Source organism: Ensifer sp. LC384, assembly GCF_001695865.1.
In the GTDB taxonomy this organism is placed as follows: Bacteria; Pseudomonadota; Alphaproteobacteria; order Rhizobiales; family Rhizobiaceae; genus Ensifer.
Genome location: NZ_MBST01000020.1, coordinates 85,983 through 98,768, shown reverse-complemented (window position 1 = coordinate 98,768; position 12,786 = coordinate 85,983). Strand labels below are relative to the sequence as shown.

Annotated in this window: 10 protein-coding genes; 7 read left to right on the top strand and 3 right to left on the bottom strand. The window is 60.8% G+C overall.

All coding sequences use genetic code 11. The features are described from left to right. Positions 1 to 139: 139 nt before the first annotated feature. The 3 genes from BC363_RS16775 (at position 140) to BC363_RS16765 (ending at position 5,020) form a co-directional block, all read left to right on the top strand. Positions 140 to 2,938: an AMP-binding protein gene (locus BC363_RS16775; protein ID WP_244519893.1), complete on the top strand. Its 2,799-nt coding sequence runs from the start codon at positions 140 to 142 to the stop codon at positions 2,936 to 2,938. A 204-nt stretch (positions 2,939 to 3,142) separates the two neighbouring features. After that, positions 3,143 to 3,580, top strand: coding sequence for an archease (locus BC363_RS16770; RefSeq protein WP_065784714.1), 438 nt, complete (start codon positions 3,143 to 3,145; stop codon positions 3,578 to 3,580). A 9-nt stretch (positions 3,581 to 3,589) separates the two neighbouring features. Next, the gene (locus BC363_RS16765; protein WP_065784713.1) at positions 3,590 to 5,020 is read left to right on the top strand and encodes an RtcB family protein; all 1,431 of its coding nucleotides are present in this window, start codon (positions 3,590 to 3,592) and stop codon (positions 5,018 to 5,020) included. Here BC363_RS16765 and BC363_RS35475 read toward each other — a convergent pair. Then, a complete protein-coding gene (locus tag BC363_RS35475; RefSeq protein ID WP_065784712.1) occupies positions 5,017 to 5,436 on the bottom strand; it encodes a hypothetical protein in 420 nt (139 codons plus the stop codon). The two genes, BC363_RS16765 and BC363_RS35475, sit on opposite strands and share 4 nt — an antisense overlap. Before the next feature lie 3 nt (positions 5,437 to 5,439). Next, complete coding sequence (locus BC363_RS16755; protein WP_065784711.1) at positions 5,440 to 5,649, bottom strand: dodecin; 210 nt, start codon at positions 5,647 to 5,649, stop codon at positions 5,440 to 5,442. A 463-nt stretch (positions 5,650 to 6,112) separates the two neighbouring features. Between BC363_RS16755 and BC363_RS16750 the strand changes: the two genes are divergently transcribed. Then, complete coding sequence (locus tag BC363_RS16750; protein WP_065784710.1) at positions 6,113 to 7,495, top strand: adenylate/guanylate cyclase domain-containing protein; 1,383 nt, start codon at positions 6,113 to 6,115, stop codon at positions 7,493 to 7,495. 29 nt (positions 7,496 to 7,524) lie between these two features. Here BC363_RS16750 and BC363_RS35140 read toward each other — a convergent pair whose 3' ends face one another. Beyond that, positions 7,525 to 7,785, bottom strand: a complete 261-nt coding sequence (locus BC363_RS35140) for a hypothetical protein (RefSeq protein WP_161952469.1) — start codon at positions 7,783 to 7,785, stop codon at positions 7,525 to 7,527. A 196-nt stretch (positions 7,786 to 7,981) separates the two neighbouring features. Here BC363_RS35140 and BC363_RS16740 point away from each other — a divergent pair, with 196 nt between their 5' ends. Genes BC363_RS16740 through BC363_RS16730 form a run of 3 tightly spaced genes read left to right on the top strand, consistent with a single transcriptional unit; the run spans position 7,982 to position 12,659 of the window. Further along, a complete protein-coding gene (locus BC363_RS16740) occupies positions 7,982 to 11,017 on the top strand; it encodes a GAF domain-containing protein (protein WP_244519892.1) in 3,036 nt (1,011 codons plus the stop codon). Continuing rightward, positions 11,014 to 11,403 carry a response regulator gene (locus BC363_RS16735; RefSeq protein ID WP_065784707.1) on the top strand — a complete coding sequence of 130 codons (390 nt, stop codon included), beginning with the start codon at positions 11,014 to 11,016 and terminating at the stop codon, positions 11,401 to 11,403. The genes BC363_RS16740 and BC363_RS16735 overlap by 4 nt, the downstream gene beginning before the upstream one ends. After that, positions 11,400 to 12,659, top strand: a complete 1,260-nt coding sequence (locus BC363_RS16730) for an adenylate/guanylate cyclase domain-containing protein (protein ID WP_065793312.1) — start codon at positions 11,400 to 11,402, stop codon at positions 12,657 to 12,659. Before BC363_RS16735 ends, BC363_RS16730 begins: the two co-directional genes overlap by 4 nt. Positions 12,660 to 12,786 lie beyond the last annotated feature (127 nt).

Here is a 12,786-nt window from a genome sequence, read left to right as displayed (position 1 = left end):
AAAGAACCGTGGCCGGCAATTCCGTTACTGATACGCACCAAGACGAACGCGACGCGTTGCGCTATAATGTTTGCTTATGGCGACGGAAGCTGGGCAACCGATTTCACCTGTTCAAGAGCAGGACTTGCGCGGTCGCGACATGATTGCGATCGTTGAGGAATTTGTGCGCGAAGTGCATCTTCGGCACGATCGAGCCATGGATGTCGTCCCTTCGAGCCGCATCGAACGCGATCTCGGCATCGACAGCCTCGGCCGGACTGAACTGGCCTTGCGGATCGAGCGCGCATTTCGCGTGCATTTGCCCGCCGAAATCGTCGCCGGGGCGGAGACGGTCCTTGACCTTGTGCAAGCCTTGGAGCGGGCACAGCCAGCGGGGGAGCGGATCGCCGCTGGTCCGCGGCCGGCTGCCGTTCTGCCGTCCGCACCGGCCGCGACTGAGGCGCGCACACTGGTCGAGGCTCTGGAGTGGCATGCGACGCGGCATTCCGACCGCCGTCATCTGACCGTGTTGCAGGACGAGGTGACCAGTCTCGGAGCCCTGACCTATGGAGAACTTGCGACGAGAGCGCGCCGGATTGCCGGTAGCCTGATTGCCCGCGGCGTTGTTCCGGGTGACCGGGTGGCACTGATGCTGCCAACCGGCATCGATTTCTTCGTCGCGTTCTTCGGGATCCTTTACGCCGGCGCCATTCCGGTTCCGATATACCCCCCGACACGGCTTGCACAGCTTGAGGAGCATGTCCGCCGCCAGACCGGCATTCTCGGCAATGCGGGCGCCCGCCTGCTTATCACGATGCCGGAGGCACGGCGGCTCGCCGGACTACTCAGAGCGCTTGTGGACACCTTGAACGCGGTCGATTGCGTCGCCGATATAGAGAGCGCGGCAGCAGCGGTGGACCTTCCCCAATCTTGCGACCCGAATGCCGTCGCGCTCATTCAATATACCTCCGGCAGTACGGGCGACCCGAAAGGGGTCGTGCTGAGCCACGCCAATCTGCTTTCCAACATTCGTGCGATGGGCGGCGCCATGCAGGCGAGTTCGGCCGACATCGTCGTGAGCTGGCTGCCGCTCTACCACGACATGGGTCTCATCGGCGCGTGGCTGGGATGCCTCTACTATGCCGCGCCGCTTTACGCGATGTCGCCTCTGAGCTTCCTTGGAAGGCCGGCAACCTGGCTGTGGGCGATGCACAACTTTCGGGCGACCTTCTCCGCTTCGCCGAATTTCGGCTTCGAAATTTGCCTCAATAAGGTTGCCGACGCCGACCTGGAGGGCCTCGATCTCTCTTCGCTGCGTATGGTCGCTAATGGCGCGGAGCCGGTGAGCGCGCGCACGCTTCGCAGGTTCATCGAGCGGTTCGGCCGTTACGGCGTTTCCGCTGAGGCGGTGGCCCCGGTCTATGGGCTTGCTGAGAGTTCGGTGGGCCTCGCCTTTCCGCCGCTGGAACGCCCACCTGTTGTCGATCGCGTCGACCGCGATCGCTTGGCCACAAGCGGCGTGGCAGAACCTGCCAGCCCGGAAGACCATACGGCCCTTGAAATCGTGGCCTGCGGCCAGCCATTGCCCGGCCATGAGATTCGGATTGTCGATGAAGCGGGCCATGAACTCGAGGAACGGCGGGAAGGAAGGCTCGAGTTCCGTGGTCCCTCGGCGACGGCCGGCTATTTCCGAAACGACGAAAAGACCCGCGCGCTCTTCCATGACGACTGGCTCGACAGCGGCGATCGCGCCTATATGGCCGGGGGCGACGTCTTCGTCACGGGCCGCGTCAAGGACATCATCATTCGTGCCGGTCGCCATCTCTATCCGCAAGAAATCGAAGAGGCGGCGGCGGCCTTGCCGGGAATACGCAAGGGAGGGGTCGTGGTCTTCGGTACATCCGATCCGGACTCCGGCACTGAGCGAGTGGTGGTCGTCGCCGAGACGGCCCAGACCGATCCGGCTTCACGGGCATCGCTGCAGGCGCGCGTGATCGACGTCACGACCGACATCGCAGGCACGCCGGCCGACGAGGTTGTCCTGGTCCCGCCGCGGTCGGTGCCCAAGACATCGAGCGGCAAGATCCGCAGGAGCGCCTCGAAAGCGCTCTACGAGGCGGGCCGCATGGGATCCGCCCCACACAGCCTCGCGCTGCAATTCACACGCTTGATACTGTTGAGTGCCGTCCCTCAGATGTGGCGCTCTGCGCGGCTCTTTCGGGAGGCGCTGTATGCAGCCTGGTGGTGGACGGTTCTTGGCGTTGCACTGCTGCTCGGATCCCTCGCCGTGCTCGTTATCCCGCGTCTCCCCTGGCGCTGGCGTGCCGTTCGGTGGATTGCGCGCACGGCGTTCGCAGTCATGGGCGTGTCCGTCTCCACCGGGGGAACGGAGCGCATCCCGAAGAGCGGCGCGATGCTGGTCTTCAATCATTCGAGCTATGCAGATGCGCTCGTTCTGGCGGCCGGCCTTCCGGGCGAACCGGCGATCGTCGCCAAGAGGGAACTGGCCGAGCACTTCGTCGCAGGCCCGCTGCTGCGGCGCCTCGGTATTCCCTTCGTCGAACGCTACGACGTTTCCGCGAGCCTCCAGGATGCCGAGGCGTTGACAGGTCTTGCCCGCGAGGGCCGTGTGCTGGTCTTCTTTCCGGAGGGTACCCTCACCCGCAGAGCCGGTCTTTCAGGCTTCTATCTCGGTGCGTTCAAGGTAGCGGCGGAAGCCGGCCTTGCGATCCTGCCGGGGGTCATTCGTGGAACGAGATCGATGCTCCGAAGCAATCAATGGTTTCCGAGACATGTGCCGCTCAGCGTCGAGATCGGCGAGCCGATTGCGCCGTCGGGCACGGACTTCGGATCCGTTCTGCGGCTGCGCGACGCGGTACGCAGCGCAATCCTCGCCCGCTGCGGCGAACCCGATCTCGGCGGGCTGGCAAAGCCGGAACCGCCACAAGTCGTGGCGTAGCGGCACGGTCCCTCCTGCAGTCAACGGCCGATGACAAGCGAAGGCGGCAGGTCGCGCACGCTCGGCGAACTCTTGCCGCAGGCCAAGTCCCATGGCTGGCACGGCCTGTTTTCTCGACGGGGAGAGGGCAGCATGGTATGGTTTCGCACGCACCGGCCTTTCACTCAGGAGTGTTCGGCAGGTCGGTGGAAGGGATGGCCTGCAATGAACGCCACGGGCCAGATATCCGGGTTCGGCTGGGAGCATTTCCATCATGACGCCGACATCGGGGTGCGCGGAAGTGGTCGGTCTGTTGTGGAGGCCTTCGAGCAGGCCGCCTTGGGCCTGACCCGGATTGTCACCTACAGTCCGATCGCCGCGGATATCCGGGTTGAGGTAGAATGCCGTCAATGCGACCTGGAATTGCTCTTCGTGGACTGGCTCGACGCCATCATTTACGAGATAGCGACCCGTAAGGTGCTTTTTGGGTGCTTCGCGGTGCGCATAGAGGGGCTCTTTCTGCAGGGCTCGCTTTGGGGCGAACCCGTTGACGTGGTGCGGCACGCACCAGCTTGCGAACCGAAGGGTGCCACGCTCACGGCATTGAAGGTGGCGCGAGACGACAGTGGCATCTGGACCGCACAGTGCGTGATCGACGTATGAGGCGCTTCAATGGATCCGGCTGGCTTCACGCAGATTGATCCGGTCACCTGGCGCATCGAACCGACCGGAGCGATGCGCGTGCCGGCGATCATCTTCGCGGATGAGCAACTCATCAGCGAGATGGACGATAAGGTCGGTCAGCAGGCCTGCAATGTCGCGACCCTGCCAGGAATCGTGTCTGCCTCGATAGCGATGCCCGATGCCCATTGGGGCTATGGGTTTCCGATCGGCGGTGTGGCCGCCTTCGATCCGGAGGAAGGAGGCGTGGTCTCCGCCGGCGGCGTCGGCTTCGACATCTCATGCGGGGTGCGCACGATGCTCACCGGCCTGTCGGTAGAGGATATTCTGCCGGTACAGGAGGCTTTGGCCGAAACTCTGTTCCGGCAAATCCCCGCAGGCGTCGGAAGCAGGGGAGAGATGACGCTCGACGATGCCGAGATGGACGCGATGCTCACGGGGGGCGCGCGCTGGGCCGTAGAGCGTGGCTGGGGCGAGGAGCACGACCTGGACCGGATTGAAGACGGCGGCCGAATGGAAGGCGCCAGGCCGGATTTTGTCTCGGATCGCGCCAAGGAGCGCCAGCGGCGGGAAATGGGCACGTTGGGCTCCGGCAACCACTATCTCGAAGTGCAGGCCGTGGCTGAGATCTTCGATGAACAGGCCGCTGACGCATTCGGCTTGCGTGTCGAGGGCGTCGTCGTGACAATTCATTGCGGCTCGCGCGGGCTCGGCCATCAGATCGGCAGTGAGTTCCTGAAGGAAATGGCGAGTACTGCACCGGCTGCAGGGATCATCCTTCCGGACCGCGAACTGGCCTGTGCGCCCATCAAGTCCAAGTTGGGGGAGCGATACCTCGGGGCGATGCGCGCCGGGATCAACTGCGCATTGGCAAATCGGGAGATTCTCGGCCATTACAGCCGGCAGGTCTTTGGCCGCTACTTTCCGCAGGCCAGCCTCGAACTACTGTTCGACGTTTCGCACAACACCTGCAAGCTCGAGTCGCACGTGGTGGGCGGCAAGCGCCGTGAGCTTTTCGTTCACCGCAAAGGCGCAACCCGTTCGCTCGGGGCCGGCCATCCGGTCGTTCCGCAAGCATTCCGCGCCGTCGGGCAGCCGGTCCTTATCGGCGGGAGCATGGGCACCGCCTCCTATGTGCTGGCCGGCGAGCCGACGAGCGAGGAGAAGGCGTTTTCGTCCGCATGCCATGGTGCCGGCAGGGCGATGTCACGCCATGCGGCACTCAAGCTCTGGAGCGGCCGCCAAATCGTTGACGAGCTCGCTGTGCGGGGAATTCTCATCTGCAGCCCCTCCAGCCGTGGCGTGGCAGAAGAAGCGCCCGGCGCCTACAAGGATGTCGAAGCCGTCGTGCTGGCCGCCGAGCGGGCCGGTCTTGCCCGGCGTGTGGCGCGCATGCGGCCCGTCATATGTATCAAGGGCTAGCCATAGCATCCGGCAAGATGACCATATGGCTGCAGACCAAGCCGAGGTGATCGATGTCGAGATTTCGCCGTTCGGTTTACCAGGCTGCCTTCGAAATCCGTAAAACCCTCGGTGTCATTGTGTTCGCTCATGGCAGTGGGTCGAGTCATAAGGGCCCGCGTAATGTCTACCTTGCCGAGACGCTGCGGCGGCACGGCGTTGCGAGCTTGCTCTTCGACCTCCTGAGTGAGAGGGAGGCTGCAGACCGCGCCCATGTCTTCGATATCCCGCTTCTGGCCGGAAGACTGGTTGGTGCCTACAATTGGGTCTTGGCGGCGCAAGAGAGGCGAGGGCTGCCGATCGGGATCTTCGGGGCGAATATCGGCGCGGCCGCAGCCCTCAAGGCCGCGGATCTGCTCTGGCTTCGGTTGGATCATGCCTCAGTCGTCAATCCTAAACCCGACTTTCACGACCACCTGATAGTGCGCAACTTCGCCATCTTTGATGTGTCCCCGGATCTGATCAACCTCGAACCATTCGAGATTTCTCATGGTCTTCGATGCCCGCTCAATCGCAGTCTCGATCGCCTCTGTGACGGAGGTCTTCGAACTTCCGACAAGTTCCACTTTCTTATAGACGTGGTCGCTCATGCCATCCTCCCGGTTTGCTTCGAATGGTGCTTGGCTTTTAGAAGAGGTCCACGGCAGGCTGCACGCGATAGCGCGCCGGCGCCTCCCCTAGCCTTCCGCGAAGCAAGACCACCCTCATCAGACGATCCGGGAATCATTGGCTGTTGTCAAACGACCTGCGACAACAGCGGTGAGGTGACACGTTCAGCGCAAATTTTACGCAATCACATGCAGGCCGCCGCGGAAACCGAAAATACAGCCACACTGCATGGGTGATGATATCGGCAAGCGCGCAGTGGCGCCCACAACGGTGAGATATGAGATCGGTCTAGTGTTTGGTCATGCCGCCGATACCATCGCGACCAGCGCCAATCGTTAAGGCCCCCCCGAGATCACCCACGGGCTTTGCGGCCTCCCGGCCCGTACAAGATTCGATCGCCTGTTCTCTTGGTGTTAGAATTGGGACCAACCTGCGGAGTCGGAGATGACCAGAGTAACCGCCCTGCCGGATCAGACGGACTTCGACGTGACCGCCGGCGAGACCTTGCTGGAGGCGGCCTTGAGATCGGGCTTGCCGTTCGCGCATGCATGCGGCGGGCGGGCGAAATGCTCGACCTGCCGTGTCTGGATCCTCTCTGGCTTGGAGGCCTGCCCAAATCGGAATGCCACTGAGGCTTCGATGGCGGACCGATTGCGTTTGACGGACGAGGTTCGGTTGGCTTGCCAGCTTAAACCCCAAGGCGACCTTCGTGTCCGGCGGCTGGTGTTGGACGAAACCGACATGATGATCACCAACCAACTTGGTGCAACTGCCGCGACACGTTCTGGAGAAGCCAAGCACATCACGGTGTTCTTCAGCGACATTGTCGATTTCACGGCGCTGTCGGAGAAGCTCTCTGCCTACGACGTGATGTACCTACTCAATCGCTACTTCGCCCAGGTCGGCGACATCATCGAGAAGAATGGCGGCTTCATCGACAGTTTCATTGGTGACGGGCTCATGGCCATATTCGGCATAGATGGTCGACCTGACGCACCGCTCCGCGCCGTCAATGCAGCCCTTCAGACTCTCTGCACCGTGGATCGATTGAAGCCGTTCTTTGCCTCGATGTATGGGATCGACTTCGAGATCCGCATCGGCCTCAACTACGGCGAGGCTGTCATCGGAACATTGGGTTTTGCCGGACATGGACGACTAACGGCCATTGGTGACGTTGTGAATGTGGCGAGCCGGATCGAGGCCGCCAATAAAGATGCCGGTACGCGGTTGCTGATATCCGAATCGCTCCGTAACGCGCTTGCCGATAAGGTGGAGATTGCTGACTTCGTCAGAGTGCGCCTTCGCGGTACAAGCGAGCGCTCGACGCTATTCGAAGTAGACAGGCTAAGGCCCGAAATCGACGCCGAGCTCAACGCCAAGCCCTCCCGCGAAACCATCCGACATGGCGGCCGAAGGTGGGTTTGCGCTCTTGCTGAACAAGACCTCCAGCTCCACGAAAGACGGATTCTCGACTTCGACGACTACGACATCGTCATAGTTCGCGAAGCGGATGGTTATTGCGCCTTCAACAACGCCTGCCCACATCTTCACTTGCCGCTATACGAGCGCCGCAGTCCAGCCCAGACAAAAGGGCTGCAACTCCCACACACCGAAAGTACCATTACCAGCGATCTTGGCCTCGTCTGCCGATGGCATCAAAGCTGTTTTGACCTGCTCACCGGCGAAATCAGGCAGTGGGCGCAATTACAGCAGGATGGCACTGCGCCTGGCTATGAATACGCGGGAGATATTTCGAAAAACCGCGCCAAGTTGGTTGTTTACCCGTGCCGCGTACAGGACGGCTCCGTCTGGATCGGCTTGGACTGACCACCCTGGCGTAATACTGCGCGGCGGCTTCAGCTGTCGGAACGTTGCCAATGGCCTCGACGGCGGCCCTGCCCGGTAGGGGCTATCTGCCATACCTGATGGATCTGGTTCTGAAAAGGAAGAGCAACCCAGGAAAGGTGTTCGCCCTTGCCGCGCTTCGAAGGAGGCGCCGCCATCTGGCCACGCTGAAGGCCAAGTTCGACCCGTTGCTGCCATTCGCCGATAACGCTGGGAATTTCCGGTGCTGACCCTTCTGCGACGATGGAACCGGAAACGGGAAAGATCGACACTCTGCAGCCGTCCGAAAGGGATTATTGTGGCAGCAATTACGTCTTCCAGGCTCAGATGCCCATGGCAGTGAAGTAACCTCGTCACAACTGATCAGATGGAGTATTCTATCCATCCTGGCAGACATACCGGCCATGGCGCACCCCGTGGTGGGGGCGGTAGCACTCGACGCAAGCTGATTGCATGGGGGATACTGCAGTGGAGGGGCGCGAGGCGGATGAATCAAGCGTCAGTCTCAGACAACAGGTCGAACTGCTGAAGCGGGAGCTTGACGAGGCCCTCGAGCAACAGACGGCGGCGAGCGAAATACTGCGCGTCATTCCGATCTCGACCAACTCCGCGCAGCCCGTCTTCGATGCGATAGCGAAAAGCGTAGCAAGGCTATGCGCGGCGGAATTTTGTTTCGTATTTCAGTTCGACGGAGAGTTCCTACACCCAGTCGCCTATCACGGCATATCGCGCGAAGGCATTGAAGCAGTACGTGCCAGGTTTCCGCAACGACCAAATAAAGGCAACGTCACGGGCAGAGCTTTTATCAGCGGTGTCATCGAGCAGATCCCCGACGTCTTTTCCGACCCAGATTATCAGATGCTCCAGCTGGCGGAGATCGTGTCGTACCGTAGCGCCATGGGCGTGCCGCTGTTACGAAAGGGACGTCCGATTGGATCGATCGCCGTCACTCGGCGCGCGATCGGCGTCTTTCCAGAGCGACAGGTTGAGCTGCTGCGAACATTCGCTGATCAGGCGGTGATCGCCATCGAGAACGTTCGTCTTTTCGAGGAGGCGCAAGCGCACAACCGAGAGATTGGCGAGGCGCTCGAACAGCAGACGGCGACAAGTGAAATACTTCGCGTCATCTCGACCTCACCGACCGATGCGCAGCCCGTGTTCGACACGATCGCGCAGCGTGCAGCCCGGCTTTGCGGCGCGCAGTTCTGCCACGTGTTTCGCTATGATGGCGAACTGTTGCATTTCGTGGCGCACCACCGGCTGGAACCCGAAGGCGCGGTGCTTCCAGCCCCGCCCGGTCGAGGCAGCGCGGCCGGCCGTTCGATCCTCAGCCGATCAGTAGAGCAGATAGAAGACTGGCTCGCCGATCCGGAATACACGGCCGACACCGTCATCGGCAGTCAATCCTCGAACTACAGAAGCCTGGTGGCAGTGCCCATCATACGCGGCGGCGTCGCGATCGGAACCATTGTCGTGGCACGAAGCGAACCAGGATTGTTCCCCGATCGCCAGGTCGAAGTTCTCAAGACCTTCGCCGATCAGGCCGGGATAGCAATCGAGAATGTTCGACTGTTTTCCGATTTGGAAGAACGGAATCTCGACCTGAAGGAGGCGCTGCAGCAACAAACGGCGACAGCCGATGTTCTGAAGGTCATCAGTCGGTCGACCTTCGATCTCCAGACGGTACTTGATACGCTTGTCGAATCGGCCGTGCGACTTTGCGAGGCCTATGATGCGGCCATTTTCCTAAAGGATGGAGACACTCTCTACTTGAGAGCGCATCACGGGCCAATTCCGATCGATTTCGCAGGCTGGCCGGTGTCACGGGGTTGGGTGACCGGACGGGCCGTCGTTGACAGAAAACCTATTCATGTGCCTGACCTGACGGCCGACGCCGACGAATACCCGGACGGCCAGAGCATGGCCGTGCGGATGGGGCATCGCACGATTTTAGCGGCGCCCTTGCTGCGACAGCAGCAAGCTATTGGTGGGCTCGTCATACGCCGAACTGAAGTCAAGCCATTTACTGAAAAGCAGATCGACCTTCTCCAGACCTTTGCCGACCAAGCGGTCATAGCGATTGAGAACGTGCGGCTTTTCGACGAGGTGAAAGCGCGGACGGCCGAGCTAGCCGAGGCGCTAGAACAGCAAACCGCGACGGCTGACGTACTGAAGGTCATCAGCCGCTCCGCGTTCGACCTGCAATCGGTTTTGGATACTCTGGTGGCGTCCGGTGCCCGTCTTTGCGAGGCGGACATGGCGACGATGACCCGGCCGATGGGTGACGCGCATTATCCAGTGTCCAGCTACGGCTTCTCTCAGGAATTCGACCAATATTTCCGAGCGCTCCCGCTGGAGCCGGGGCGCGGGAGCATAGTCGGGCGAACCCTGCTTGAGATCCGGCCGGTCCAGGTGGCCGACGTCCTCCACGATCCCGAGTACGCCATGCCGGAAGCGCAAAGACTTGGCGGGTTTCGTACCGTACTTGGCGTGCCGCTCCTGCGCGAGGGTAGCCCGATCGGGGTGCTCGCATTGACCCGTTCCACCGTGCGGCCATTCACGGACAAGCAGATCGAGTTGGCATCTACCTTTGCCGACCAGGCCGTGATTGCCATCGAGAATGTGCGTCTATTTCAGGAAGTGCGGGCGAGAACCGACGAACTGTCGCACTCCCTCGAAGAACTCAAGGCTACGCAGGACCGATTGATCCAGACGGAAAAACTCGCCTCACTCGGACAGCTTACCGCCGGAATTGCACACGAGATCAAGAACCCGTTGAACTTCGTGAACAATTTCTCGGCGCTGTCGGTCGAATTGATCGAAGAGCTTCAGCAGGCGCTCGACGGCGGGCCGCGCTCCGAGATCGACGCACTCGCCGAGACGATAAAGGGTAACCTTAAAAAGATCGTCCAGCACGGCAAACGCGCCGATTCAATCGTCAAGAACATGCTTATGCATTCGCGTCAGGGAGCGGGCGAGCGCAGGCCGACCAATATCAACGCCATCGTCGAGGAGAGCCTCAATCTCGCCTATCATGGGGCTCGAGCGGAGAAGCAGGGGTTCACGATCTCCCTAAGGAAATCGCTCGATCCGGTGGCCGGGGAGATCGATCTATACCCGCAGGAGATCACACGCGTGCTTCTCAACCTCATCTCAAACGGCTTCTATGCGACGAGCAAACGCGCAGCATCCGACCCCGGTGACAGTTATGAGCCGACGCTTGCGGCGGTGACCAGGGACCTCGGAGACAGCGTTGAGATCACTATCCGCGATAATGGTGTCGGAATCCCGCCAGAGGTGAGGGAGAAAATGTTCAATCCTTTCTTCACGACCAAACCCGCTGGCGAGGGGACTGGCCTCGGCCTGTCACTCAGCCACGACATCATCGTCAAGCAGCATGCCGGTTCCATCGAGGTGGAAACAGAACCCGGTCAGTACACCGAGTTTCGCATTCGACTGCCGCGGTTAACCCCGGCGATGGCAACGCCGGAGGGCAAATCATGAGCCTCCTCATTCTGGTGGTCGATGACGAGCCCGACGTCGAACTGCTTTTCAAACAACAGTTCCGCCATGACCTGCGCGCTGGTCGCTTTGTCATGGAGTTCGCGCGATCAGCATCATCCGCACTCGAGCGGATCGCCGATGCGGGCGACGTCATGCTCATTCTCATCCTGTCCGACGTCAACATGCCCGGTATGAGCGGGTTCGAACTTCTGCCGAAGGCGAGGACCGTACGGCCTGATGTGCCGGTGATCATGATCACTGCCTATGGCGATCCGGATACGAAGCGACGAGCCATGGAAAGTGGTGCGGAGGCGTTGCTGACCAAGCCGATCGACTTTATCGCGTTGCGAGAAGAAATCGACAGTCGAGTTGGGCGCGCCGCATGAGCACAAGTATCCTCGTTGTTGACGACGAGCCGGACCTGGAGATGCTTCTTCTCCAGAAATTCCGGAAGCAGATCCGCGACGGATTACTGCGTTTCCTGTTCGCCTGCGACGGAGTTGACGCCTTGGCAGTGCTTGCTGCCAACCACGACGTGGATATTGTGCTGAGCGACATCAACATGCCGCGTATGGATGGCCTGTCGCTGCTGGCCAAGCTTCAGCAGAGGGACGTGGATCTGTCCACGATAATCGTCTCGGCCTACAGCGATATGCCCAACATCCGGATCGCGATGAATCGCGGCGCCTATGATTTCGTGACGAAGCCGATCGATTTTCCCGACCTGGAGGCGACGATCGTCAAGACGATCCACCACGTGGAGACGTTGCGTGAGGCGCAGCGCCGGCAGTCGGCCGCCGAGCAGGCACGTGCGTCACTTTCCCGTTACTTTTCGCCAAATCTCGCCGAACGCCTGGCCAGCAGCGCCGACGCCCTCGATCTTGGCGGAAAACGCCGAGATGTTGCGTCGCTCTTTACCGATCTGACGGGGTTCACCACACTGGCGGAAACAATCGAGCCGAACGTGCTTGGGCAGCTCCTCAACGATTACATCGTCGGCATGACTGACATCGTGTTCGCCCACGACGGTACTGTCGCCAAGATCATTGGCGATGCACTCCACGTACTTTTCGGCGCACCGGTTGATCAGCCGGACCATGCCAGTCGCGCGATCGCCTGTTCATTCGCACTTGACGCCTTCGCACGGTCTTTCCGTGAACACTGGTGCAGAAAGGGAATAGCCCTTGGCCACACCCGGATTGGTGCGCATGCCGGCACGGCCGTAGTCGGCAACTTCGGCGGAGGAAAGTTCTTCGACTATAGCGCCTACGGTGACACCATCAATGTTGCCGCGCGCTTGGAAGCGGCCAACAAGTCGCTTGGCACACGTATTTGCGTGAGCGGCAGCCTCGCAGCGAACATGCAGGGGTTCTGCGGTCGCCCTGTTGGCGACCTCCTGCTCAGAGGCAGGGTGGAGCCGATCCGCGCTTTCGAGCCGCTCGAGGCCGAAATCTATGCCAGCGGCGCAACGCAGGCGTACATGGCTGCCTTCGAAGAGCTGGAGACCGGTGATCCTCGTGCTGTAGCTTCATTCGCTGCGCTGGTTGGTCGCAATCCGGAGGACCCGCTCGCTGGCTTTCACCTGAGGCGACTAATGAACGGCGAATTCAGCACAACCATCAACCTCAAGAATTTGCACTGAGTGTCTACTGCATAATTCCTTAAATCGGAATCGATTTAAGGGCAAAATTATGCAGCAATTCAAAGTGTTACAGCGACCTTTGCGCGTCTAAATAGACGCGCGGCGCTGTAGCCTTCGGATCCGGTCA

What these genes read in the sequence shown, in the direction of transcription:
- BC363_RS16770 (WP_065784714.1), top strand. Translation starts at nt 3,143, where the DNA reads ATGAACGCCACGGGCCAGATATCCGGGTTCGGCTGGGAGCATTTCCAT.
- BC363_RS16730 (WP_065793312.1), top strand. Translation starts at nt 11,400, where the DNA reads ATGAGCACAAGTATCCTCGTTGTTGACGACGAGCCGGACCTGGAGATG.
- BC363_RS16765 (WP_065784713.1), top strand. Translation starts at nt 3,590, where the DNA reads ATGGATCCGGCTGGCTTCACGCAGATTGATCCGGTCACCTGGCGCATC.
- BC363_RS16750 (WP_065784710.1), top strand. Translation starts at nt 6,113, where the DNA reads ATGACCAGAGTAACCGCCCTGCCGGATCAGACGGACTTCGACGTGACC.
- BC363_RS35475 (WP_065784712.1), bottom strand. Translation starts at nt 5,436, where the DNA reads ATGATCCAACCGAAGCCAGAGCAGATCCGCGGCCTTGAGGGCTGCGGC.
- BC363_RS16755 (WP_065784711.1), bottom strand. Translation starts at nt 5,649, where the DNA reads ATGAGCGACCACGTCTATAAGAAAGTGGAACTTGTCGGAAGTTCGAAG.
- BC363_RS16775 (WP_244519893.1), top strand. Translation starts at nt 140, where the DNA reads ATGATTGCGATCGTTGAGGAATTTGTGCGCGAAGTGCATCTTCGGCAC.
- BC363_RS16735 (WP_065784707.1), top strand. Translation starts at nt 11,014, where the DNA reads ATGAGCCTCCTCATTCTGGTGGTCGATGACGAGCCCGACGTCGAACTG.